The organism is Sphingobium rhizovicinum, assembly GCF_042647625.1.
Classification (GTDB): Bacteria; Pseudomonadota; Alphaproteobacteria; order Sphingomonadales; family Sphingomonadaceae; genus Sphingobium; species Sphingobium rhizovicinum.
Genome location: NZ_JBHRVU010000002.1, coordinates 188,713 through 212,425, shown reverse-complemented (window position 1 = coordinate 212,425; position 23,713 = coordinate 188,713). Strand labels below are relative to the sequence as shown.

At 62.4% G+C, this 23,713-nt stretch carries 26 protein-coding genes and 1 pseudogene; 17 read left to right on the top strand and 10 right to left on the bottom strand.

Going from position 1 to position 23,713, the window contains the following annotated elements:
* The first annotated feature begins 115 nt into the window (after positions 1–115).
* The 3 genes from ACFOKF_RS01195 (at position 116) to ACFOKF_RS01185 (ending at position 2,088) form a co-directional block, all read left to right on the top strand.
* A complete protein-coding gene (locus ACFOKF_RS01195; protein WP_214202507.1) occupies positions 116–445 on the top strand; it encodes a hypothetical protein in 330 nt (109 codons plus the stop codon).
* A complete protein-coding gene (locus ACFOKF_RS01190) occupies positions 436–879 on the top strand; it encodes a hypothetical protein (RefSeq protein WP_214202508.1) in 444 nt (147 codons plus the stop codon). The genes ACFOKF_RS01195 and ACFOKF_RS01190 overlap by 10 nt, the downstream gene beginning before the upstream one ends.
* 273 nt (positions 880–1,152) lie before the next feature.
* Positions 1,153–2,088, top strand: a complete 936-nt coding sequence (locus ACFOKF_RS01185; protein ID WP_214202509.1) for an ArdC family protein — start codon at positions 1,153–1,155, stop codon at positions 2,086–2,088.
* Between the two features lie 201 nt (positions 2,089–2,289).
* On the opposite strand, the gene ACFOKF_RS01180 is transcribed toward ACFOKF_RS01185, so the two are convergent.
* Positions 2,290–3,147, bottom strand: coding sequence for a DUF3800 domain-containing protein (locus ACFOKF_RS01180; protein ID WP_214202510.1), 858 nt, complete (start codon positions 3,145–3,147; stop codon positions 2,290–2,292).
* Positions 3,148–3,694: 547 nt separating this feature from the next.
* Between ACFOKF_RS01180 and ACFOKF_RS01175 the strand changes: the two genes are divergently transcribed.
* Both ACFOKF_RS01175 and ACFOKF_RS01170 read left to right on the top strand, forming a co-directional pair.
* Positions 3,695–3,886, top strand: a complete 192-nt coding sequence (locus ACFOKF_RS01175) for a hypothetical protein (RefSeq protein WP_214202511.1) — start codon at positions 3,695–3,697, stop codon at positions 3,884–3,886.
* A gap of 36 nt (positions 3,887–3,922) precedes the next feature.
* Positions 3,923–5,764, top strand: a complete 1,842-nt coding sequence (locus ACFOKF_RS01170) for a ParB/RepB/Spo0J family partition protein (RefSeq protein WP_214202512.1) — start codon at positions 3,923–3,925, stop codon at positions 5,762–5,764.
* 111 nt (positions 5,765–5,875) lie between these two features.
* Here the strand turns inward: ACFOKF_RS01170 and ACFOKF_RS01165 are convergent, their stop codons facing one another.
* Positions 5,876–6,517 carry a hypothetical protein gene (locus ACFOKF_RS01165; RefSeq protein ID WP_246544411.1) on the bottom strand — a complete coding sequence of 214 codons (642 nt, stop codon included), beginning with the start codon at positions 6,515–6,517 and terminating at the stop codon, positions 5,876–5,878.
* A 273-nt stretch (positions 6,518–6,790) separates the two neighbouring features.
* On the opposite strand from ACFOKF_RS01165, the gene ACFOKF_RS01160 reads away from it, so the two are divergent.
* The 9 genes and pseudogenes from ACFOKF_RS01160 (at position 6,791) to ACFOKF_RS01120 (ending at position 13,639) form a co-directional block, all read left to right on the top strand.
* On the top strand, positions 6,791–7,177 hold the full coding sequence (locus tag ACFOKF_RS01160; protein WP_214202513.1) for a DUF3768 domain-containing protein: 387 nt from the start codon (positions 6,791–6,793) through the stop codon (positions 7,175–7,177).
* A 128-nt stretch (positions 7,178–7,305) separates the two neighbouring features.
* The gene (locus ACFOKF_RS01155) at positions 7,306–7,563 is read left to right on the top strand and encodes a hypothetical protein (RefSeq protein ID WP_214202514.1); all 258 of its coding nucleotides are present in this window, start codon (positions 7,306–7,308) and stop codon (positions 7,561–7,563) included.
* A gap of 2 nt (positions 7,564–7,565) precedes the next feature.
* Entirely contained in the window at positions 7,566–8,858 is a 1,293-nt protein-coding gene (locus ACFOKF_RS01150) for a Fic/DOC family protein (protein ID WP_214202515.1), read from the top strand.
* Between the two features lie 262 nt (positions 8,859–9,120).
* A complete protein-coding gene (locus ACFOKF_RS01145) occupies positions 9,121–10,212 on the top strand; it encodes an MlaE family ABC transporter permease (RefSeq protein WP_246544413.1) in 1,092 nt (363 codons plus the stop codon).
* Complete coding sequence (locus tag ACFOKF_RS01140) at positions 10,212–10,979, top strand: ABC transporter ATP-binding protein (RefSeq protein WP_214202516.1); 768 nt, start codon at positions 10,212–10,214, stop codon at positions 10,977–10,979. Before ACFOKF_RS01145 ends, ACFOKF_RS01140 begins: the two co-directional genes overlap by 1 nt.
* Before the next feature lie 36 nt (positions 10,980–11,015).
* Positions 11,016–11,915 carry an MlaD family protein gene (locus ACFOKF_RS01135; RefSeq protein WP_379556474.1) on the top strand — a complete coding sequence of 300 codons (900 nt, stop codon included), beginning with the start codon at positions 11,016–11,018 and terminating at the stop codon, positions 11,913–11,915.
* Positions 11,912–12,505: an ABC-type transport auxiliary lipoprotein family protein gene (locus ACFOKF_RS01130; protein ID WP_214202518.1), complete on the top strand. Its 594-nt coding sequence runs from the start codon at positions 11,912–11,914 to the stop codon at positions 12,503–12,505. Before ACFOKF_RS01135 ends, ACFOKF_RS01130 begins: the two co-directional genes overlap by 4 nt.
* 556 nt (positions 12,506–13,061) lie before the next feature.
* Positions 13,062–13,292 (top strand): annotated as a pseudogene (locus tag ACFOKF_RS01125) (IS66 family transposase); the annotation flags it as partial.
* Positions 13,293–13,438: 146 nt separating this feature from the next.
* Positions 13,439–13,639: a hypothetical protein gene (locus ACFOKF_RS01120; RefSeq protein WP_214202519.1), complete on the top strand. Its 201-nt coding sequence runs from the start codon at positions 13,439–13,441 to the stop codon at positions 13,637–13,639.
* Between the two features lie 104 nt (positions 13,640–13,743).
* On the opposite strand, the gene ACFOKF_RS01115 is transcribed toward ACFOKF_RS01120, so the two are convergent.
* The 5 genes from ACFOKF_RS01115 to ACFOKF_RS01095 form a co-directional block, all read right to left on the bottom strand.
* A complete protein-coding gene (locus ACFOKF_RS01115) occupies positions 13,744–13,905 on the bottom strand; it encodes a hypothetical protein (protein WP_214202520.1) in 162 nt (53 codons plus the stop codon).
* A gap of 143 nt (positions 13,906–14,048) precedes the next feature.
* Complete coding sequence (locus ACFOKF_RS01110; RefSeq protein WP_343222314.1) at positions 14,049–14,726, bottom strand: sigma-70 family RNA polymerase sigma factor; 678 nt, start codon at positions 14,724–14,726, stop codon at positions 14,049–14,051.
* Positions 14,727–14,906: 180 nt separating this feature from the next.
* Entirely contained in the window at positions 14,907–16,508 is a 1,602-nt protein-coding gene (locus ACFOKF_RS01105) for an ABC1 kinase family protein (protein WP_380792364.1), read from the bottom strand.
* On the bottom strand, positions 16,505–17,182 hold the full coding sequence (locus ACFOKF_RS01100) for a TetR/AcrR family transcriptional regulator (RefSeq protein WP_214202522.1): 678 nt from the start codon (positions 17,180–17,182) through the stop codon (positions 16,505–16,507). Before ACFOKF_RS01100 ends, ACFOKF_RS01105 begins: the two co-directional genes overlap by 4 nt.
* A 120-nt stretch (positions 17,183–17,302) precedes the next feature.
* Positions 17,303–18,247, bottom strand: coding sequence for an MlaD family protein (locus tag ACFOKF_RS01095; protein WP_214202523.1), 945 nt, complete (start codon positions 18,245–18,247; stop codon positions 17,303–17,305).
* A gap of 115 nt (positions 18,248–18,362) precedes the next feature.
* Here ACFOKF_RS01095 and ACFOKF_RS01090 point away from each other — a divergent pair, with 115 nt between their 5' ends.
* Positions 18,363–18,773 carry a PaaI family thioesterase gene (locus ACFOKF_RS01090; RefSeq protein WP_214202524.1) on the top strand — a complete coding sequence of 137 codons (411 nt, stop codon included), beginning with the start codon at positions 18,363–18,365 and terminating at the stop codon, positions 18,771–18,773.
* Positions 18,770–19,168, top strand: coding sequence for a PaaI family thioesterase (locus ACFOKF_RS01085; RefSeq protein ID WP_380792345.1), 399 nt, complete (start codon positions 18,770–18,772; stop codon positions 19,166–19,168). Before ACFOKF_RS01090 ends, ACFOKF_RS01085 begins: the two co-directional genes overlap by 4 nt.
* Positions 19,169–19,413: 245 nt before the next feature.
* Here ACFOKF_RS01085 and ACFOKF_RS01080 read toward each other — a convergent pair whose 3' ends face one another.
* Both ACFOKF_RS01080 and ACFOKF_RS01075 read right to left on the bottom strand, forming a co-directional pair.
* Entirely contained in the window at positions 19,414–19,695 is a 282-nt protein-coding gene (locus tag ACFOKF_RS01080; RefSeq protein ID WP_380792342.1) for a MipA/OmpV family protein, read from the bottom strand.
* Between the two features lie 62 nt (positions 19,696–19,757).
* Positions 19,758–22,727, bottom strand: coding sequence for a Tn3 family transposase (locus ACFOKF_RS01075; RefSeq protein ID WP_008603805.1), 2,970 nt, complete (start codon positions 22,725–22,727; stop codon positions 19,758–19,760).
* A gap of 176 nt (positions 22,728–22,903) precedes the next feature.
* On the opposite strand from ACFOKF_RS01075, the gene ACFOKF_RS01070 reads away from it, so the two are divergent.
* On the top strand, positions 22,904–23,464 hold the full coding sequence (locus ACFOKF_RS01070; RefSeq protein WP_004213255.1) for a recombinase family protein: 561 nt from the start codon (positions 22,904–22,906) through the stop codon (positions 23,462–23,464).
* Between the two features lie 35 nt (positions 23,465–23,499).
* Here the strand turns inward: ACFOKF_RS01070 and ACFOKF_RS01065 are convergent, their stop codons facing one another.
* Positions 23,500–23,658, bottom strand: coding sequence for a MerR family DNA-binding transcriptional regulator (locus ACFOKF_RS01065; RefSeq protein ID WP_004213256.1), 159 nt, complete (start codon positions 23,656–23,658; stop codon positions 23,500–23,502).
* Between the last annotated feature and the right edge of the window lie 55 nt (positions 23,659–23,713).

The window sequence follows — 23,713 nt, the reverse complement described above, 5'->3', positions numbered from 1 at the left end:
TCGCGGCGCTCCGCGGAACCCCGCCACCGGGTTTCCGCCCATCCGGGTGACGATCGGGCTAGGCCACAGCAGACCGCCCCTGCGGGCGGGCGGCGTTCATCGGGAAACAGCTCCAATGCTTGAACGCGGTTCCCCGGCGGCGATCCTGATCGGCCGTTGGGGCGCGGCGCTGTCGCTGGTCGTCGGCGCGGTCCTGATCGGCCGTGTCCTCCGTAATTACCCCTACCTGCTCCCGAACCGTCTTCCCGGCCTGGTCCTCCACGAGTTGGGGCCGGCGCTGATCCTCGCGCTCGTGATCGGCCCCGCCATTGCCATTACCGATGACGGCAGATCGCGCCCCGGCATCCCGGCGCGGCTCGCGCTGTTCGCGCTCGCCGCCCTGGTCGCCGGAGGCGCCGTCCTCGCCTACGAGTTCAGGGCCGGGCTTGGGGGGCAATGGCTGTGATCGAGCGGCCGCATATGTGCCACATGGCACACCCTGACCTGGATCTCGCAAGGACGTTAGCGGGCAATGCGCGCGGCTTTCTGGGCTATCCGTCGCCTGGGACGATTGATCGCCCCTTACAGGATCGCTTCTATCGGCTCGCTATCGCGCTCGAGCTGGCGCTGAAATGCTATCTCGTCATTCACGGTCATACCGACGAGAGCAACCGCGCTATCGGGCACGACCTGCGGCGTGCCACTACCGCTGCGGAAGCCGAAGGACTTATCCTCGCATCGCCGCTCTGTGCCCTGATCGACGACACGCACCCGTTCTTCATGCAGGGTGGCTTTCATCGGGAGCGGCGGACAGACTGGAACCATGAGCGCGCCGATCGCGCAACGTCCACCCTGGCATCGCTGCTCGATCAATTCGACGCGCTCTCCGGCGCGGCGTGACCCCGTGACGACACGGAGCCGTCCCCCGGACGCCACCGTTCGCGGGGAACACCAAGGGCGGCTGCCCTTTCGTTCCCGAACGACAATCTTACCGCCCGTGTAATCCGCCAAGCGCGGCGCTCGACCCCCTTGCAGGGCGTCGGCCGCGCTAGGGCGGCTCGCCCGCGCCAGCGGCAAAGATTCCCGCTCTCCCTCCCCATCCCGTTCCTCGCCGGAAAGGCAGAGCCGGTTGCTGTTGCGACCGGCTTTCAGCCTCAAAGGAAAGGAAAAATCATGGGACGTATCAACGACAACCGCGCCGACATCTATCAGGAGATCACCGACCAGATGATTGCCATGATCGAGGCAGGCACCCGGCCTTGGTCGAAGTCGTGGAACGGCCGCACCGCGCCGAATATCCCGCTGCGCTCGACCGGCGTGCCCTATCGCGGCATCAATGTCCTGTCTCTGTGGGTCGCCGCCATGACGAAGGGCTTTGCTTCCCCGCATTGGCTAACATTCAAGCAGGCGCTCGCGCTTGGCGGATGCGTCCGCAAGGGCGAAAAGGGCTCGACCGTCGTTTATGCCAACAAGATCGAAGTGGACGCCGACAAGGGCGAACGTGGCAGCGATCAGGGAGGCGAGGACGGCAAGCGTCAGGTGGCGTTTCTCAAGCGATACACCGTCTTCAATGCCGAGCAGATCGACGGCATCGAGGCGAAATATCCTACCCCAGCCCCGATCATCACCGCGACCAATCCCGACGAGCGGGACGCCGAACTGGATGCGCTCTTTGCCCGCGTACCCGTCACGGTGCGTCATCACGGCGCGCAGCCCTATTATCAGCCAAGCGGCGATCATGTCGTCATGCCGGAATTTGCCGACTTCCACACCAGCGATGACTATTATTCGACGCTCGCGCACGAGCTATGTCACGCCAGCGGCCATGTGGATCGGCTCGCCCGTTCGACCCTCATTTCCACGAAGCGCGAAGACTATGCCCGCGAGGAATTGGTGGCCGAGCTTGGGGCCGCGTTCATCAGCGCGACGATCGGAATCAAACTCCACGACCGCGAGGACCATGCCGCCTATCTGGCGAGCTGGCTGGCGGCCCTTCGCAATGACAAAAGGTGTATCTTCACCGCCGCGCGGCTCGCGCAGGATGCTTCCGACTGGCTGTTGAGCCGCATGGCGATCGAGACAGTCTCCGAATTGGATGCGGCGGCGTGATCGCCCTCCATGATCCCGGCCCGATGAGGGCCGGGGCGTGGCGGCGCGCCCAACCAGACCCCGGAAATCGCGCGCCGCTCGCCCGCTGGCGGGCGAGCGGCGCGGCATCTCGTCGAATCTTAATTGAAAATAGGGGCGAATCGATTAAATAGGATCGCGGAGGCTTTGTTCGCGGCGACGCGTGCATTGCCTTCTCTCGTTTCAGGCCAAGGGCCTTGGCCGTAGATCGTTGATCAGCTTCATCCCGTAGATCCGATCGCCCCCTTCCGTCTCCCGTTTGAATTGCAGTCGGTGGACAAGATCCACCAGCGGGCGCAGCTCCTCCCGCGCCGGTGCCGTCATGCGGCGTAGCCGCAGACCCCAACTGATGACGTAAGCCACAATATCAGCCGTCTGGATCAGCGTCGTCAGATCGCTATGCACAAAGAACGGCTCGGGAATGATGAGGCGTGAACGGCTTCGGCCGTTGCGCGTGTTCACGAAATAGCTCGATACCTGACCAAGCAGGATATGCGCGGCGCTGCGGTCCAGCTCGTCGAATACCATATAGCCCATCGGGTCGCCTGGAAGGCCGTTCAGGAAATAATAGAAGCGCTCGAACAGGAAAGCGTAATCCTTGCGCAGCGCGTCACTGCGGTCGGGCCGTGGCGCTTCGCGCGGGACGATCGTTGCAAAGACCCTCGCGCCATGACGCCGCGCCAGATCGAGGCTGAAACGGCAATATTCGATCTTTGCCTGCCCCAAGGCGGTCAGCCGATTGCGCGTCACCGCTGTCCCGTCGATCAGCAATTCGCGCGCGAGCTGGGTTCGCTCGGCATGCTCGAACGCATCGAGCTGCGCCGCATGCTTGAACGTCTTGCGATCAAGGAGCTTCTGCGCCTTGGCTTCCCGGCCATACGCCTCGAACAACCGCATTCCGAAGATATGCTGCTGTGCGTCGGACAGATCGCGGATCAGTGGCCATACCCGCCGATCCTCGATCGCGATGCCCGCAAGCACCTCATAGGGCGAATGGCGCTGATCCTGACCGGACTCATCAATGAACAGGGTCCAACTCATCGTCGCGCGCGCATTCCTCCCCGCATCATGGGGTGGGTAGCCCCGCATCAACGGCTTCGATCGAGAGAACCACGCTCAGTCCGGCAGACGCGGAGCTGACGCTAGAGCGGCAACGATCCCAAGACAACAAATTCGGGCGCGACCCTGCCGGGCACGGCTCTATCGGCGCTGCGCGCCGACCGAGCCACCGTGCCGGCGTCTCGTCCCAGGAGGGTGACGATCCTCGCGTGAGGTGTGCCATGTGGCACACCTAAGGCCGCGCAGGGCGCGGTGCTGGCCTGTTTGCGCCCACGGCCCTCCCCCGGAGGCCCGTCAGGCGCGAGGGAACACCAGGGCTGCTGCCCTTTCGTTCCCGAAGCAAAATCGACAGCCCCGTGTGGTCCGCCAAGCGCGGCACCCGACGCCTTGAAGGCGTCGGCCGCGCTAGGGCGGCCTGCCCGCACCAGGCCATCGATTTTCCTCCTCCCTCCCCGTCCCGCTCCTCGCCGGAGAGGCAACCCCGGTTGCAGCGGCAACCGGCTGCGCCTCGAAAGAAGGAGAAAGGACAATGGCTTACACTCGATACAAGGGCGACCCCTATTGGAAGCGGGCCAAGGTGGACGGGACCGGCGTGGACGGCACCCCCTACGCCAAGGGCGACCGGGTTTTCTTCTATCCCCGATCCGGCGCGACCTACGCGGGCGAAAGCGCCCAGCGCGCATCGGTCGAATTTGACGAACTCGCGAGCCTCGAAGGCTGACCCCTCCCCATCGATACAGATCATAGGAGTTTCATCATGGCTATCATCACCGTCAAGCTGTCGCAGCTTCGCCTTTCCCCCCTCAACAGCCGCCGCGTGAAGCCTTCCGCCATCGACAGCATGGCCGACGACATCGCCGCACATGGCCTGTTGCAGAACCTCGTCGTCTATGAGGAAGATGACCTTTTCTGGGTGTTCGCCGGAGGGCGGCGCTATCGGGCGCTCAAGGAATTGGTGAAGCGCAAGAAGGTCAGCAATAGCGATCTCTTCCCCGTCGAGATGCGGACCAAGGAAGAAGCCATCGAGCTTTCCTATGCCGAAAATGCGGCGCGCGAGGACATGCACCCCGCCGACGCGATCCGCGCGTTCGCAGGGATGCGCGACATCGGCATGGACCCCTCCGATATTGCTGCCCGGTTCGGCTATAGCGAAAGCCATGTTGCCCGGATGCTGCGGCTCTCCGCGCTCAATCCCAAGCTGATCGATATTCTCGCCAAGGATCAGTTGACCATCGACGCGGCCAAGGCGCTCACCCTCACCGGCGACCATGCCGAGCAGATGCGCGTTTTCAAGGCGTCGAACGGTCAGGCCCATACCATCCGCCGGATGCTCACCGAAGAAAAGCTGACGACCCAAAGCGGTGAGTTCCTGTTCGTCGGGCGCGACGCCTATGCCGATCAGGGCGGCACCATCACCCCGGACCTGTTCAGCCAAGGGGACGGCGGTTACGCCGATCAGCCCGAAATCGTGCAGGAACTTGCCGAAGCCAAGCTGGACGCGCTTGCTGCCGACTATCGTGCGATCGGTTGGTTCGAAGTCGGCGCGACCATCAGCCAGCCCTATGACCTCTACAACAAGGGCTATCTCTATCCCGGTGAGCGCGAGCCGTCCGAGACGGAGGCCGCACGGTTGGCGGAACTGGATGCCGAAATGGAAGCGATTGCCGAAGCCGAGGGCGAAGACAGCGACCGCATCGAACCGCTTATGGCGGAACGCGAAGCCATCACCGACGCGCTGCGCTTCTACAATGCCGAGCAGAAGGCCATTGGTGGCGTTGCGCTTTGGATCGAGCGGGACGGCTCGCTTGGCAAGCGCATCTATCGCGCCAAGGCGGAGAAGAAGCCCAAGGCGGGCGGCGCGCAGGGTGGCCCTGCCCCGCTCTATCCCAACAGCCTGTTCGCGGACCTGACCCGCATCAAGACGCAGATCGTGCAGGAAGCGGTTGCGGCCGACCCGGCGCTGGCGCTCGACATCATGCTGGACAGCCTCGCAGGCCAGTTGCTCCACGGCGCACATAGCTATCAGATGGCGATTGAAGTGCAGGCCAAGACCGTCACGACCGATGTGCCCGACGAGCTTATGGCAACCAGCGATGTTCGGCCCGTCGAGGATATGATGGCGACCCGGTTCGCGTCGATCCCCGCGCAGGGCCGCTTCGAGGCGATCCGCGCCATGAGCAGCGAGGACAAGATGGCGTTGCTGGCCGGACTGGTCGCCATGACGGTGGACGGGACGGTGTTTGCGGGCGGTTGCCCCGGTCAGCGGCATCATCAGTTCGAGCAGATCGCCCGTGCAAGCGGTGTGGACGTCGCCGCCCGTTGGAGCGCCCCCATCGCCCTGTTCGACAAGATGCGTCGGGCCGCGCTGATCGACCTGCTGCGCGAGGAATGCGGTGCCCCCAGCGCCGAAAATTGCGCCACCATCAAGAAGAAGAGCGACTTGGCGGTCAATGTATCGGAGCGGCTTCCGGCACACTGGCTCCCCGCGCCCATGCAGATCGGAGCGTTCGATCAGCCCGAGGGCGAGGCGGACGATTTCGATCCCGATATGGACGACGCCGACAGCGAGGCAGAGGATATGACCGACGAAATGGCATGACGAGTGGATGGGGGCCGGTTCCAATCGGCTCCCATCTTTCCGGTTTGCTAGAGCATCCGCATATCGAGCCCATCGCCGGCGCGCCCGCACCGCGATGCGGTGCGGGCGCGCTCACGGCCCTTTCAGGCCCGCGCGCGCCGCCCGCCCACAAGGGACGGGCGGCGCCTTGGCGATTATGCGCAGCGGCGACAGGTCACTGATACGGATAGGGGTGTGCCATGTGGCACACCCTGTTGGCGCTGCGTAGGGCGCGCCGAGAACATCGAGCAGATCGCCCAAGGCGCGGCGGCGATAGGCATTCAACCAGCGCCGGCGCCGATGTTCGGCCGCGTCATGGATCATATGGCATCGCTGACAAAGTGCGGCCAGGTTGCGCGCGGCATTGTCGGTGGGGTCATGATTGAGATGCGCGCAGGCCAGATAGACCCGCGTGATCCGCACGACTGCCGCAAGATCCGCACGCGGCACGCCCACCCGGCGCCCTCTCCCATCACGCCATTGCCGTGCAGCCGCGTCCCACCAGCGCCCATCGCCTAGATGAAATACATGACCGCCATGCGGGCGTCGGCAATGTTCGCAGCGCCCTTTAGCGCGGTCGAACCGGATAAGCCTCGACAGCTCGGGCCAGTCGATCGGGTAGAGCCAGCGATGTTCGGCCATGATCGGCATGACGATTCTATGAGTCAGTCCGAACGAGAACGAAAGCAGAATATCGCGAGTAGCAAACCTCGCTTGCCAAAGGCCGTGCGACATTCGCACCGCGCCTTTGTGCCGGTCGCGATCATCGCGTCGGCGGGGGGAACACCAAGGGCACCCTGCCCTTTCGTTCCCGAACGACAATCTTGCCGCCCGTGTAATCCGCCAAGCCCGGCACCCGACGCCCCTGCAGGTGTCGGCCGCGCTAGGGCGGCTCGCCCGCGCCAGCGGCGAAGATTCTCGCTCTCCCTCCCCATCCCGTTCCTCGCCGGAAAGGCAGGGCCGTGAGGCCCGAGTGGCCTTGCGGCCCATGCCAGCAGGAGGAACGATATGCATATCCCCGAACATCTAGATGCCATCCGTCGACTGAACGACGCGGCGCGGAGCCATCCTGGCACCGCTTCGATTGCCAACGTCACCTTAGGTTTTCAGGCACTCCCCGATGCGGACCGCTTTACGGCTCTGGCGGCGATTGTGAGCTACTCGCAATTCGAGAGCGACAACGACCCTTATGGCGAGCATGATTTCGGTGCGGTTTATCGCCTTGGATCAGGGCAATGGACGCAGGACCGGCCCGGCGACGACAAGGAGATTTGCGAAACCGTTTTCTGGAAGGTCGATTACTACGACGCCAGCCTGACCTATGGCAGTGAAGCGCCGTGGGATGAACAGCAGACAAAGCGGGTGCTGACGATCATGCTCGCGAGCGAATACTGATCGGCCGTCGCGAAACGCCGCGCCCATTCGGGCGCGGCGTGAGACGAGGGGAATGGCGATTTTGGCGAGTGATTTGTTGAGAAATCGCGCTGGAAGGCGTATTGGTTAACCGAAGAAAGGATGACGCGGTGGCTCAGATCGATCTTGAAAAGCTGCGCGAGCGCGTCCGGCAAATGGATTTCGAACGCGGCTCCCCCGAGCAGGTAGCGCTTTGGCGTGAAGATGTAGCGGAGGCGCGCGCCAATCTCGTCATCGAGGACATGACGCCGACCGGCGATGAAGATGCGATGTTCGCGATGATGCTCGACGAAGGCGTGCCACCTCCCCTCATGGCATCGATCATCCTCAGCCTTTATCAGCCCGGAACCCGCCAAATCGCTGCCTGACATTGGCAAGCGATCCCTACATCTATCCCGGCACCGAGACGCTTCGGAACAAGCTGGGGATCACCGATGATAAAATGCTCACCGAGGCCGAGCGGCGCTTGATGCTGGCGCGCGGGGCTGAGGCTGCGCGCCTGACGTTTCCGGCGACCGCTGAGGGCTATCGCGCGCTTCACAAGCATCTGTTTCAAGACCTCTACGATTGGGCGGGCCAGGACCGCACGGTGAACATAGCCAAGGGAGGATCGAGTTTTGCCGCCGTCCCTTACCTTGCGCGCGAACTCGACAAGCGGTTCGGGGACGTAGGCCAGCAGAATAGCTTTCGAGGCCTTCCGCGAGATGAGTTTTTCGACCGGCTTGGCAATCACATCAACGAGATCAACGCCATCCATCCCTTCCGCGAAGGCAATGGGCGCACGATGCGCCATCATGCGGCGCAGATCGCGCGCGAGGCGGGGCATCCGATCCGCGTCGCCGCGATCGACAAGGATAAATGGATGGAGGCGTCCCGCCACGGCTTCCTGACGGGCGATCATCGCGGCATGGCCGCCGTCCTCGCGGCCGCAGCAGTACGGCGCGACCTCGCGCCCGAAGCGCGCATCGGTCCCGCCGGGATCGCGATGCTCCCCAAGCGGGCGCCGCCCGAGGGGCAACGCTACCGCTTGACGCTGACCAAGGTGCGCGAGGAACTGGATCGCTATCTGCCCGCAGCGCGCCAGCAGGCGGCCGAGCGGCTGCGTGGCCTCATCAACGATGATGGGTCGTCGGCCGCTATCGCGAGCGCACGCACCGAGCTTGCCTATGTTCGCCACGCCAAGGGGCCGGTCTATCAATCGCACCTTCTGACCTACCTAGGGGTGCGGCAGGTCGATGCCATTATAAGCCCGCAGCAGACGCCGCTAGAGCGTGTGCGGGAGATTGGGGCCGCGCTTGGTATCCAGATCAATTCCCAACAGCAGGCGCAGCTACAGCGGGCGGTCCGAGCCTTGGAAAAGCCGGTTCTCCCGCCGGGGCATGCACCGGGCCAGGAACGGCTCGCCGCGGCATTTCTGAAGAACACTGCCGAGATGAATCACGCCGATCCTCGCCTTGCGCCGGCGCAGGCGATCGTCGATGCCGCCATGCAGACCGCGCGCGAGCGGGGCGAGAGCGCACGCATGGTCGGGACGATCGGAGAGTCGACCCGCCAGCTCGTCGCTGACCGGATCAAGTCGGGAGGCTCGCTGGACGCGGAAATAGGAAGCGCGGCGCCGCCGACGCAATCGCCGGCGCCGCGCGACAAAGATCGTAGCCGCTGACAGTGTTGAGGGCCGCAACAAGATCTGCAGCGTCACATGCTTGCACTGCATCTCGCGATGGAGCCGGGGCCAGTCGGGCTTCGGGGTACCGCCGATAGCCGGTCTTGTTGCCCGCTTCGCGGTTTAGCGCCAGCGCGCCGTCGCTCATCCCGTGCGGCAGCGGCCAGCTCAGCCCGGCCCCCCGTGCAGTGCGAACTCCCTATTGCATAGGCTCTCGCAATAAGTATACCGTACCGTACCGTAAACGGCTATAGGTGCCATTTTGCCTGTCTCTGAACCAGCCGTTCTTACCGAAAACAACGCAACGAAAATTTCGGGCGATTGGTTGGCCACTACGGTTCAATCGGTAGAAGAAAACGCCAATGGCCATGCGCTGGCAGCAGTTGATCAGATCGACTGGAGCCAATTAGGGCGGGTAGACAGTGCTGGCGCATTTGCGCTCCTTCATGCGCTTGGTGTCAGAGATTTAGGGGACAACGTCCCAGAGCAGCTTCGGCGTGTCTTAGACATCGTTGCCCCAGCGATGCAGGAACATGCGACTAAAAAGCCCAGGAAGTCCTACGGTTTTTTCACAGGCTTGGGCCGCAAAGTGGTTACAGCGCTGGGCGAGCTATATGGTAATATCGTGTTCCTGGGCCGCTCTGAGGTGGGCGTTGGAAGAGCGGTTATCAACCCTCGCAGGTTACGCGTACGAGCGCTAGTCAGCGTGATGCAGCAGGGAAGTCTCGAGGCGCTGCCAATCATCATGACGATGACATTCTTCATCGGGGCAGTGGTCGCATTGGTCGGCACGAACCTATTGCAGAACTTGGGCGCATCGGTCTTTACCGTTCAACTCGTTGGGGTGTCGGTATTGCGCGAGTTTGGGGTGCTAATACCGGCAATTCTTCTGGCTGGCCGATCGACGTCTACATTCGCTGCTCAAATCGGCGCTATGCGAATGAACCAAGAAACAGATGCAATGGTGGTCATGGGTGTCGATCTCACAGAGGCGCTTGTAACCCCACGCGTGCTGGCGATGATCATTACTCTCCCGCTATTATCAGTCGCAGCGATGATTGCCGGCATTCTTGGTGGCCTGCTTGTGAGCTGGGCTTCTTTGGATATTTCACCAGTGTTTTTCGTAGAGCGTCTTCGGCAGACGGTGGACCTCCAGCATTTCTGGCTTGGTCTGATCAAGACACCTGTAATGGCCATCATCATTGCACTCACTGGCTGCCGCCAAGGAATGGCCGTACGGGGCGACGTCGAGGTATTGGGTAGAAACGTCACGACCGCAGTCGTGCAGGCATTGTTCGCTATCATTCTTCTCGATGCGGCTTTCGCCCTCGTTTTCATGAAACTGGACCTGTGATGGCCGAGCGGGAAAGGGTGATCGAGGTACGCGACCTTAAAACAGCGTTCGGTAAAACGGTAATCCACGAAGATTTAGACCTCGACGTCTATCGCGGGGAGATTCTGGGAATAGTTGGTGCTTCGGGCGGAGGAAAGTCCGTTTTGCTCAATACGATGTTGGGATTACAGCGACCGATTTCTGGATCGGTAGTAGTAGGCGGTCAGGACATCTTCAATAATCCTGATCGAAAATGGCTTGCATCAAACATGGGCGTGATGTTTCAAAACGGCGCGCTATTTTCATCCCTGACGCTTCAGGAGAATGTCGAAGCGCCGTTTCTTGAACATACCGAGATCCGAGGCGAATTTCTAAGCCGATTGGCCCAGATGAAAATCTCTTTGGTCGGGCTTGCTAATGATGCCGCATATAAGCGGCCGGCAGAACTTTCAGGCGGCATGAAGAAACGCGCCGGCGTTGCACGTGCACTAGCGCTCGACCCGAAGCTTCTTTTTCTAGATGAGCCAACGGCAGGCCTGGATCCCCTCGCTGCTGCAGAATTTGACGACTTGATCGTATCGCTGCGTGATGCCTTGGAGTTGACTGTCGTCATGGTCACCCACGACCTGGACAGCCTGTTTCAAATCTCTGATCGAGTAGCAGTTCTGGCGGACAAAAAAATCGTCGCGTCTGACGCAGTCGAAAAACTACGTGATTCTGAAGACGAATGGACACGCTCTTATTTCCAAAGCCGAAGAGCACGGCGATTCAACTCGGGTGGCAACTAAATGGAGAGACATGCCAATTACGCTCTAGTAGGTAGTTTGACAGTTGGTCTGCTGGTCGCAGCGATCGTCTTCATTCTCTGGCTAGGTAATGACCAATTTGGTAAAGGCTTCGACCATTATCGAGCTGTTTTTGACGGACCTGTGCGCGGCCTAACCGAAGGTAGCGAAGTTGACTTTAATGGCATCAAGGTCGGGGAGATCACAAAGCTTCGTGTAGATCCATCAAACTCTCGCCGCGTGATTATCGATGTGAAGGTCGAAGAGGATACGCCGATAAGGGTAGATACATTTGCCTCAAAAGAGTCCCAAGGTGTGACAGGGGTCAGCATTATCCAGTTAACTCCTGGTTCGCCTACAAGGCCACTGCTTCGCGATGCGTCGCGTGAGCAGCCCCCGATAATAAGAGCGAAGCCCGGATCGTTGGATTCGGTGCTGGAGGCGGGAGGGCAGACCCTCGCTAAGGTTTCTGAATCATTCGATCGGGTCAATCGGGTACTTTCTGACCGAAATATCGCAAAGGTCGATGGCATGCTCGCTGACATCAGATCAGTGACGGCAGAACTTAACAGTCGAAAGGCAATGTTTGCGGATGCTCAAAATGCAATCCGTCGCCTTGATTCAGCGTCGGGTGACATCGAGCAGGCTGCGGCGGCTGCGAGAACCGCTATTCAGGGCGATGGTACGCAAGCCTTTGCAGACATCCGAGAAGCGGCCGCGAATGCGAAGAGCGCGACGAACGATGCTCGGGCTTTTATAGCTAAGTTGAACGCGAGTGCAGAAGGTCTTGAGGGGCCAGAAGGTAATCGCGTGGCGGGGGCTCTACGTGGGCTGGAAAAGGCTGCCGAGTCACTTGATCGACTTACCCGACAAATACAGCAAGATCCCCGCTCTGTTCTCGGAAGGGGGAAAGCGCGAGAAATGGAGCTGCCAAAGTGAAAAATACGTTGAAAATCTCTTCAGCGCTCCTCTTAGTCTCGCTGTCGGGCTGTGTTGGTGGGCTTCTGGGCGGAGGTAAGCCTGCGGACCTATATTCCTTTCGCAGTGAGCCCCCGCAAAGGCAGCCTGATGCCAATGCACGGGTTGTTGCTGTCCGCCAATTCTCATTTCCGAATAATCTACGGCCTGACAGCATTGAAACCAATGCCAACTCGCGGGTTGCTGCTCTCGCAAAAGCACGTTGGTCCCAACCCGTCCCGGAGATGTTCCGTCTAGCTCTGATTGACCAGCTGGAGCAGTCTTCCCGAACGCGAGTTGCGCGAAGCGACTTCCAAAAACCGGCGGACATCATGTCGGCGGAAATTTCGCAGTTCACGGCCACCTTTGATCAGGGACTGAAGGCTCCCCCATTGATCACTATTGTCGTGCGCGCAGAGGTTGCAAGCGGGGCAGCACGTGATGTGGCAGTGCGGTCCTTCGAATCTCGAACAAGAGCCACTGATGCTACAGTGACGTCCATCGTTGCAGCTTACCGTGCCGGTGTCTCCAATATCACACAAGAGATTACCCTGTGGTACAGGAATATCTGAATTTTATCATAGTAGATAGGGACAGATATGAGGAAAGTTTCAGCTGCCTTTACAATCTTGGTACTGACTTTTGCGTCTGCCGGCGCGGCTCAGGAGGGACACAAGGAATCCAAAAATACCGGACCGGATTCAGTTCGATCTATTGCCTCCCAACCAGCTAAAGACGTTGGAGCGGTAAAGCAGGATATCCCACCCGTTCTCTTAAGCGCTTCTTCTAACCCATACGATCGGGCATCGACCCGCACCTGCAACGAGATAAAGCGTAATATCGCTGAGTTGGACGATGTTCTCGGACCGGATTTCGATGTAGGAGCGGACCGTAACGAAAATCGTCTTGGTAAAGTAGCGGAAGCTGGTGGAAAGACGATTGTCAACTCGATCATACCCTTTCGTGGCTTGGTGAGGGAAATAACAGGCGCAGCCCCAGCGCAACGTCGCCTGAATACCGCAATCGATGCGGGGTTTGCGCGGCGGGGCTTTTTACGGGGAGCCGCCATATCCCGAGGCTGTCGTCTCTGATGAGCTCACGGCAACAAGCTCAGCATTAAAAGGTGGGTTAGAGGACGAGATACGAGGCGCGCCGCCAGATGTCCGGGAGCGATGCCGGCAGGAGCGCAGCCGTCCACAGATCGAGGACCTGCGCGTCGCGATCGACAATGCCCTTCGCCGCCTGTCGCCCAAATCGGCGATGGCCCAGGCGCTCGCTTATGGCCGCCGGCGCTGGGAGGCGCTCACCCGCTTCCTCGACGAGGGCACGGCCGAGATCGACAACAACATCGCCGAGCGGTAAGCGGTGTCTGAAGGCCGCATCTGCCACGTAGCGCGCTAAGCGAGGAGCTGTGGCTTCACGCGGTATATCGGGACGCGGCCCATCCGATGATTGCGCCGCCGATGATGCCACTGGCCAGGATGGGGACGTAGGATTTGGTGATAATGGCGTCTGGTAAGCTGATCAGCAATCCGACCAACACACCGACGGCAACAGGGGGGGATTGGCATCCTTATAAGCGGGATCAGAAATCCGATTGCAAAACGGCTGCAGAAAGCCGCGATGAGAGCGGCCTTCTTGTCCGGGAAGTCCATCGGCAGCATGAGGGCAACGTCAACGCAGCCGAAGAGGACGCCCGCTATTAATCCCACCAGGATCGGATTCATCGCTAGCTCCCTTCGCACGCGATCGTAGCGGACAGCTTACATGATCGTTTGACGCCCGCAATGAGCGGTTTTGCTGCGAGGTATCAGGCGGCTTGCGCGATCATCGGATCGCCAGGCTGCCAAGCCCACGGCATCAACTCATCCCAGCGCGATGCCGGCCAGAAGCACCATCGGCCGCCAACCTGAAAGGGATCGTCGAACGGCTCGACACGGTGCGCGACATCGGGATCGTGGCCATCGGGCACGACGCATCCATGCCGCCCGCTATGCCGTCATCGCGCGAACCGCCGGCATCGCCATCGTGCTATCACCAACTCGTGGCGCTACGGCAGTCCATCGCAGGTCTAAACGGAGGGGACACAAATGGGATCAGGCGGATCCCAAGAAGTCATCCGACGGCGCAGCGAGCGGCCGCACGCTTCGCGCGCCAGCTTCGCAGCAGTTCGATCTGTTTTGAGTGTGCATCATCAACGGGCGAAGGTTCATACCGAGGGGGCGAATCGACCGACAGGATCCGGGATGCTGTTCCCTTGGCTGGTACGCTGTTCGTTTGATCCAAGAGTGCGCGCAGCATCTGCCGCCCTCTCACCACGCGGCTTTTGATCGTGCCGACGGGAACCCGCTCGATTGTGGCCGCCTCCTCGTAGCTTAGCCCCTCGATCCCGATGAATCGAATGCACCGCTGCTGCTCAGGCGTCAGGCGCGGCCACACGCGGCGGACATCGCTCAACGTCACGACCGATTCCTGATTTGACGCCACCGGAACATCGATGAGTTCGGCGGTCTCGCCCGCTTGTCCTGCGCCTCGACGACGCACCTGTGACAGAAAGGAGTTGTGGAGGATACGGAAGGTCCAAGCCTTCAAATTCGTACCGGGCTCGAACGACGCGCGGCTGCGCCAGGCTTTCAGCAAGGTTTCCTGAACAAGGTCCTGTGCAGTATCGGGGTTTCTGGCCAGCGATCGCGCGTAGCTCGCCAGCCTGGGCATCAGGTCGCTCAGTGCAGCACCGAAGTCACGCCACTCCTCAGTCGGTACATGCAGTTCGTGATCCGGTTGTTCCGACACGCAAAAGCCCTTGCTCGATCGAACCAGGGGTGCCGATTATACACCGACTGGTTTACTTGTTCGGGAACGCCGCCTCCTTTGGATTGTTCCACTCCTCAGCGATGAAGCCCGATAGGCGAACGAGCGCGCGATAGGGCAAGGGTGGGGAATCGGGTATGCGGAAGGTTGGGCAGCAGGAAGTCAGCGCCTCTGCCTGCTCGAAAACCAAGCCCAGCCTGCAGGCAGCACCGCAGACGCCATCAACATTGCGCCGACAACATCATGGTCGCGCTGAAGGATCGCGCCAGCGACCAGCAGGCCGGCCGACAGGACGTTGGGATCGGCGCGCCGGGGCGATGCCGGAGTTGAGGAAACCGCGCCTCCCTGCAATTCGATCGGCAGCGCGCCCGACCGCGCAACCCGCTCGGCGAAGGCCACCAGCTCGGGCGAGGCGGCGGCCAGACGGCCAAGGCTCGTGGCCAGCCGGCGTCCGCCCCGCTTGAGGCCGGCGGGGCCGATCCGCTCCCGCAACAGTTCGCGCGCGATCGGTGCGGCGCGCGCCGCGATGTCGAAGCCGGGATCGAGCCGTCGCACGAAACCTTCGGCGATCAGCAGGGTGCGCAGCAGCAGGGCGAGGTCGGGTGGCAGCGCCAGGCGGTAGGTGCGCAGCAGCGCGAACACGCGTCCGAAGATGTCCGCCAGCTCGATCTGCCGGAGTACTGCCCCGCGGAACTGGCCGATCAGCGCGTCGAGGTCGCGGGTCAGCGCCTGGCGATCGACGTCGGTTTCGCCCGACCATTGAAGCAGCACGTCCGTCACCGATCGCGTGTCCTCGCTCGCGATGGCAAGGACGAGCGTGACAACCTCGTTCCGCCGGGCGGGACTGAGCACGCCGACCGCGCCAAAGTCGATGAACGCCAGCGACCCATCGGCCAGGACGAAGACGTTGCCGGGATGGGGGTCCGCGTGGAACCGGCCGTTGAAGATGATCATCCGCAGCACCGCATCGGCGTATCTGCTGGCGACGTCCGCACCGCCCTCACCCGCCCCGTCGAGGATCGCGCGGACCGGCATGCCGTTAAGCCGCTCCTGCACGTTCATCCGGCGGCCGACCTGATCCCAGTAGAAGGCGGGCGTGCGAACGCCGAGCGGCTGCAGGAAGGCGCCGATGCTCTCGCAGGCTGCTGCTTCGGCGCTGAGGTCCATTTCCTGCGACAGGCTCTCCGCGAAGAACCGGAGCAGGTCGTCGGGCTTGAGGCGGCGAATCTCCGGTGAGTGCCTCGCCGCGAGCCGCGCGACGCGGCGGAGCAGCTTCAGGTCGGCATCGACGCGTTCCGCGATCCCCGGCCGGCGCACCTTGACCACTACCTCGGTTCCGTCGAGCAGGGTGGCACCATGAACCTGCGCGATCGAGGCCGCGGCGATCGGCTCGCGGTCGAAGCTCGCGAACACGTCCGCGATCGGGGAGCCAAGCGCGGTCAGGATCGTCGACTCCAGCGCCTCGAACGGCAGCGGGGTAACCCGGTCCTGCAGCGTCGACAGCGCGCGCACCCATTCCGGCCCGAGCAGGTCTTCACGGGTCGCGAGCACCTGCCCCAGCTTGACCGCGACAGGTCCAAGGTCCCGCAGCAGCGCGACGACCCGCTCGGGCGTACCGACGTCCACCGGCTGCTCCGAGCGACCGGGCAGCAGACCCAAGCGCGAGGCGAGCCCGTTCAGGCCGTGGCGCCCCATGATCTGGATAAGCTCGGCCAGGCGCGCGCGCTCACCGATCTGAGGCTCGTCGTCCGTGGTGGGCATCACGCGCTGCAATCATCCCCCTGCCGCGGGCGGCAGCCATCAAGAAACAGGTCGATACCGCGTGTGACACGATCGCGCGCCGCCTCGTCATACGCTGGCGGAGACAACCCCAGCGCTGCACGGCGCATGGGGGCGACCACGACGAGCGTGACGAACTGCTCGGCAGCAAATACTGGGTCGGCCAGCGAAAGCTCTCCCTTGGCATTGGCATGGGCGAGAATCGATGCCACCCACTGGACGGCCCGCTGGTAACCGAAATCGTGGATGTTCGCCGCAAGCGCGGGAAAGCGCACGGCTTGCGCGATGACGACACGTTCCATGGAAGCGATCCGGGGCGTCAGGAGCCACTCGAGCAGGCGATCGGCGATCACGCGCAGTCGCGGGCCGATGTCGGGTTCATCACTGCCGGAGGGTTCGAGCGCGCGCAGCTGCGTGTCGATCTCGTCGAGGATCACCGCCTCAAACACGCGCGCCTTGCTGCCGAAGCGCGCGTACAGGGTCCGCTTGGAGATGCGCGCCTGTTCGGCGATCATGTCGGCACTGGCGCCGTCGAACCCGTGTTCGAAGAACAGTTCGCGGGCGCTCTTGAGGATGTGTGAGGTCAGGCGGAGCGCGGCCTCAGTCGTCGGTCTGCCCATCTTCCTTGGGCGCCGCCCCTTTCTATCTTCATCGCTCATCTCGTTCTCCTGGATCGAGGATAGCGCGATCCGGACCGGTTGACGAGAAATCACGCCGGGACGGCCGGCCGCCTGCCATCCCGAGCTCAGCCCAGGACTGTCCTATCGTCTCGCGGTCGATCACTGCCGTGACCCCGGCTTGTAGGTCGGGAGGGACGGAGCACCCACTCCCAGCCCCTCCTGATCGATGCGAACGGCCGTATCCCTGACAGCACCGACCTTGTTCCTTGCTGAACGAATGGTCTCACGCAGTTGGGCCTGTTTGGCAGTCGCGCTGCGGATCGTGGGCCGAACCGCCTCTACGCGCGCCGTAAATTGCTCAGCTCCGTCTCGAGCGTTCAGCAACGTGCGGTTCGCTTTCGCGAGAACGGTCGCGCGACGTTCGTCCAGGACAGCTCTCAACCGTTGTGCGCTGTCGCCGGATCGTTGCAAGGCGTTCCCTACGGCCACGACGCGACCGCGCGCGCCGGAAAGCTTATCGGACGCCCCTCCGGCCCTGTCTGCCCAACCGGCGGAACTCTCCGCGAGCGCCGCCAGCCGATCGCTGGCCCGCTGCTGCTGAGCGGCGCCGAGGTTGCGCGTGACAGAGTCCACGGTGCGGCTGATCTTCTCGACCAGTGCAACGGGGTCCCCTCCGCCGCTAAGGAGCCCGCCTTCCTTGGCGGGGATGACGGGAAGCTCCCCGTCGTTCGCCGCAACGATCGGGGGCGCACCAGACCGGGCGCCATCGAGGCTGATGTTCGCGGTTCCGGTAAGTGCCGATCGTGCGAGCGACGCTTTCACGCCTGCGACGACGGGGATTCGAGGCTCGAGGCTGACGGTCACGAGAACCGCTGACGGGTCCTCCTTGTCGAACCGTATCGACGTGACATGGCCGGCCGGAACGCCCGAGAAGGTCACCGGCGACCCCTTCTCCAGACCGGCAACGCTTCCAGTAAAGCGGATCAGATAGGGATTTCCGTCTCCATCGCGCGCATCGAACAACCACAGCGTGAAGATCAGGAGCGTGCCCAGCAGAAAGCCGGTCACCACGAGCACCAGAAATTTGTTCGACCGCGTTTCCATGGACGACGAACAGGATAGGTCGAGGTTCGAGAATGTAAACCGTACTGTTCCTTTGATAATCTCTTGATGTGCCGGGGCGACCAGGTGGAGACTACCGCTCGAGAGGAGCTAGCGCATGGGCGAGGATTGGATGCTGCAACCGGCCGGGATTCCGTGGAGCAACTGGCTCGCGATCGAGCTGATCTCGGCGGGTGACGGGTTAAGCTCGATGAGGATCGCCTGGCGTCAGGATCTGGCCGACGACGACGAGGTGCTTGCCTCCGGTGTCCTGACGAGCCTCATCGATCAGGCATGCGGCGTGGCGGTGATGTCCCGGCTGGGCAAGCGGCTGGCGATCTCGACGCTAAACCTGAAGGTGGACCACATCCGTCCCATTGCGACGCGATGTGCTGCAACGGCATGGGCGCACTGCTACGACGCAACCGACCATCTGGCGTTCGTCCGTACCGAGGTCTGGGACACCGACCCCTCCCATCTGACCGCGACAGCCCAGGGCGTGTTCTCGATCAACCGGGTCGCGCTGTGACGCCGGATCGCCCGCCGGCATGCCCGACGCCGGGCAGCTTCGCCCAGATGCTCGACGCCATGATGACGGAACGCGAGGGCCGTTTCGTGCTTGAGCCCGCAGGCGACCTGATCGGCAATCCGATGCTGCCCGCACTTCACGGTGGCGCGATCACCTCGTTCCTGGAGCTGTCGGCGGGGTTGACCCTGCTGCGCACGCTGGCTCTCTCGCGGCCTCCGCGGTTGATCAGCACCCATCTTCAGTTCTTCTCGGCGGCACGGCAGGCACCCCTGCGCACCGCCCCGGCGATCAGACGCGTCGGGCGACGCGTCGCGGCGATGGAGGCTGAAGCGTTCCAAGAGGGCAGAGCAGAGCCCGTCTGCACCGCGCAGTTTGAATTCGCCCTAGTTGCTTGAGGCCTTCAGGCGGCGGAAACCGAAAACACCAGCTTCTTCAGCCAGTCGATTGCTCCATCGGCCCGCCGGTCGTGCGTGGCCATGCTGAGCTGGATGGCGGGATTTGGGGTATTCTCCAGGTTCGCGAAACCGAACGGCTTTTCAGCCCGCGCTGTTCACTCTGGTGAAAGCGCGAGCGGCTATATCTGACCGTCACTCGCCTGTATGTGGCGGCCGCCGGGTGCTGGACCGCCCCCCCCGGCGATCTAGAAGGTGTAGGTCAGCCCGACCGCGGCGGCGAGCTGGTCAGCATCGCCCACGTCGCTGACTATAGGGCTGCGCTTGTACTTGCCCAGCATGCGACCATAGAGCACGCCGGCCCCGAGTCCGAAGCCGCGACGGAGGTCGCCACTCAGGCTTTGCAGGATGAAGGCGGACAGGTTGTACCGCTTCCAACCGCTGTCATTGATAGAATAGGTCCGCAAGCCGCTAGCGAGCGACCCTGCGGGCGTGACCGCGAAGTAGGTGCGGCCGTAGCCCTTCCCCACATGGCGTCACCTCAAGGTTTGTGCGCCAGACAACGATTTGGCGGACATAATGAGAACACTGGCTATGCCACGAGTTTGAGGCGGGCCATGGGATCGTTGAGGGTGCGGAACTCGCCAGGGGAGAGCCGGTTTGCCCTTTGCCACAGATAGTCGCCGGTCAAACTGATATGCACCCAGCCCATCGGCGAGAGATGGGCAAGCAGCGCATCATCGAAGGTGCCGCCGGATGATTGGAGATGCTGGGCGGCCCTGTCCATATAGACGGTGTTCCAGTAAGAAATCGCCGCGATCAGCAGATTGAGGCCCGATGCCCGATATTCCTGATTCTCGATCGAGCGATCGGTGAACCGCCCCTGTCGGTTGGTGTAGATCGCGGCGGCAAGGGTATGACGTGCTTCGCCTTTATTGAGGCCGGCCTGGCAGGCGCGACGCAAGTCGGGCTGTTCAAGCCAGTCGAGCGCAAATAGCGTCCGCTCGATGCGGCCGAGTTCGGCCAGCGCAAAATCCAGCCTGTTCTGGCGCTTGTAGGCGGCCAGCTTGCGCAGGATCGCGGAGGGCGCAACGGCTCCTTCCTTAATGGAGGCGACGATCCTGACGATGTCATCCCAATCGGCTTCGATCGCCGCCGTCTTGATCGTGCGGCCCATGAGGCTTTCGATGCCTTTGTAGGTCGAAGGCGCGGCGATCGAGCCGAGTTTCCGGTCGGCGATGTCGCGCAGACGGGGCACGAACCGGAAGCCGAGAAGATGGCAAAGGGCAAAGACATGGTCCGTCGCGCCGCCGGTATCAGTGTAATGCTCATGCAGCGGTAGCGCGCCGGCGCCGAGCATCAGGCCATCCAGCACGTAGGGGGCCTCGCCGGCGGTGGCCGACATGATCCGCGATCCGAACGAGGCAAAATGATCGGACAGGTGGGAGTAGATCTTCAGGCCCGGCTCGCTGCCATATTTCGCATTGATGTCGGCCGCCGCCGATCGGTTGCGGCCCGAGCGGAAGAACTGCCCATCGGAGGATGAACTAGTGCCGGCTCCCCAATGGCGCGTGAAAGGAAGATCATGGTGCGCGGCAACGATCATCCCCAACGCGGCCTGATAGTTTTCGGGCGACAAATACCAGTTGTGGGTCCAGGCAAGCTGGGCGTAGCTCACCCCGTCGCTGGCGTTGGCCATGCGCTCTAGACCCAGATTCGATCCATCAGCGAGAATGGCGGCGAGGATCGCGTGCGGGTTGTCATGCTCCTTGCCGGACCGAAGATCGCGAAATGCGCTCAGGAACCCGGTGCGCTCGGCCACCTCGACCAGGAGCTCGGTGATCCGCACGCGCGGAAGCAAGGCGTCGAGCCTGCGATCGAGAGCCTCCGCCTCGGGTGGAGTGATCGCCGGCATGGGTTGCAGCTTGAGCCGGTCGCGTTCGAGCGCCACGCCCGCGAGCCTGTTCGCCTTGAGTTGCTTGGCGAAACGGCGCAGCCGCCAGTCGAGCGTCCTTGCCCGCTCCTCCAGATAGGCGGCCGCATCGGTCTGGAATGGCAGGCTGTCGGCCACCTTATCGGCATCGCGTCGACTCAGCAAATAGGTGTCGAAGCGGCGATAATTGCGGGTTCCTTCGACCCATATGTCGCCGGCGCGCAACCGATCGCGCAGCGTGGCCATGATGGCCGTCTCGTATCGCCGGCGATCGACCTGGCCACCTTCGGTGATGAGGCGCTTCCACTGCCGGTTGGCGAATGGGAGCGGAACGCCCTCGGGCAGGCTGCGGGCCTTGCGGGCATTGGTATCGCGGATGACCTCGATGGCCTTGACCAGTTGCGATCCGCTCCCCGATGCCTTGAACGTGAATGTATCGAGGAAAGCCGGGCTGAACCGCCGCAGCGTCGCATAGCGACCAGTCGCCGCGACAAGCGCATCTTCGCCCGCCAGCTCGGCCAGCGCATCGACCTGCGATTTGGCTGCGACCAGTCTGTGCCAGCCTACCGCTTCGTCGATCAGTTCGAGCGGATTACCGCCATGTTCGACCGCCTCTCCCAGCGCGGCGATCGTCGCGCCGAACAGCCGCATAAGTTCGCCGACCGAGCGGATGCTGTCCTGATAGCGCCTTTCCCGCCCGCGCCGCGCCCGTGTGAACAGGCTTCCGACAAGCCTGTCGAACATCTGGATCGCACCATCGGCGAGCCTGGCATCGAGGTCGATGACCGCCGCGATCAGCGTCGCGCGGCGCCTGTTAAGGCTATAATCGGAGAGCAGGAACGCCGGCGCAACGCCACCTTCGCGCATGAACTGCGCGAACCGGAAGTCGGGGATTTTCGCGCCGATCGCCGGGTCGATGCCGATTCCGCGCACATAGCGTAGCCGTTCCAGCAGCCCGTTGATGTTCGCCGTGGTGGGCGCTTCCTCGAAATTGCGCAGCCAGGCCAGCGGCGTCATGCCGAAGTCGCTGTTGTTGACGATCAGATCATCGATCCGCGCCAGTTCGGCATGACCCAGGCTTTCGACAATGAGCGCCGCCGCGGCTTTGCGGGCGCGTGCCCTGCCGGCGAGGCCCGCACGTTCGAGCGTGTCTGCCGATGGAAGAATGAAGCGTTCCTGCTTCAGCCCCTCCATCAATGCGCGGACAATAGGTTCGCCCCGATCGGTCCGCTCCGCAGCTCTTGCGGCGAGATCGAGCGCGAGCGGTATATCCCCTCGCCGAAAAGGGTGTAGCCCCAGATGCCGTGCCGCAATGTCGGCATGATCGTTACGTGTTTGCGCGCGCTGGCCATAGTCGGCGAACGCATCAACATCGACGAAGAGCTGGGCGGCGAGATAGTGAAGGACCGCATCGGGGACGTCGACGTCGGGCTGCAAACCGAAGCCGGGATGCCGCATAAGCGCGATCTGCGTTGCCAGACCGAGGCGGTTGGCAGGGCGATAGCGGCGACCGACCAGTTCGAGATCCTCGGCGGCAAGGGTATAGTGGCCGACGATCGCGGTTTCGTCATGGGGGATATCGAACAGGCGACGCCTTTCTTCTCCGGTCAATAATCGCCGCCGCGCCATCCTGCCTCCATCCCGAGTCGAGAGCGACAGGCTAGCGTCAATCTGGAGTATAGCCTAACCGGACGTCAGGGCGCTACCGCGGTTTCTGTCAGATTAGGGTACTAAACGGAATTTGTTGACGAATGTCGTTGCGTATCATAGATTTCAACCTGACATTTTGATGGAGAGAGTGCGCAGTGAAGGGGCAACGGATCGGCTATGTCCGGGTCAGCACGTTCGATCAGAATGTGGATCGCCAATTGGAAGGTCAGTCGCTCGATCGGACCTTCACCGACAAGGCATCGGGCAAGGACGTCAACCGCCCCCAGCTTGAGGCTCTGCTCACTTTCGCCCGCGAAGGCGATACCGTCGTCGTCCACAGCATGGATCGGTTGGCCCGCAATCTGGATGACCTGCGCAAGCTGGTCCAGGGCCTCACCAAGCGAGGTATCCGGATCGAGTTTGAGAAGGAAAGCCTGTCCTTCTCGGGGGAGGACTCCCCGATGGCCAATCTGATGCTCTCGGTCATGGGTGCGTTTGCTGAGTTCGAGCGCGCCCTGATCCGCGAACGGCAACGCGAAGGCATTGCGATCGCTCGGCAGCGCGGCGCCTATCGGGGGCGGAAACGGTCGCTCTCGGATGAGATGATTGCCGATCTGCACCGCCGCGTTGCCGCCGGTGAACGCAAGGCGACCATCGCGCGCGACATGGGCATCAGCCGCGAAACCCTCTACCAGTACCTTCGCGCCGCTGCCTGACACCAATGTTCACATTATGTCCGGAAAATCGTTGTTCAGCGTACAAAGCTTGAGGTGACGCCTACTCGCCGGCCCCCGCTCGTGCGGGGTGGGGTCGCCACAATGCCGACGCGCTCGAAATAGCGGATCGTCTCGATGTTCACGCCGGTTCGGCGCGACAACTCGCCGATAGCTAGGCCTTTCTCATCCCTCATAATTCGCTTGCTCCTGTAGCCGCTACAGGAGGCATTAGGGGGTTATTCCGCCGGA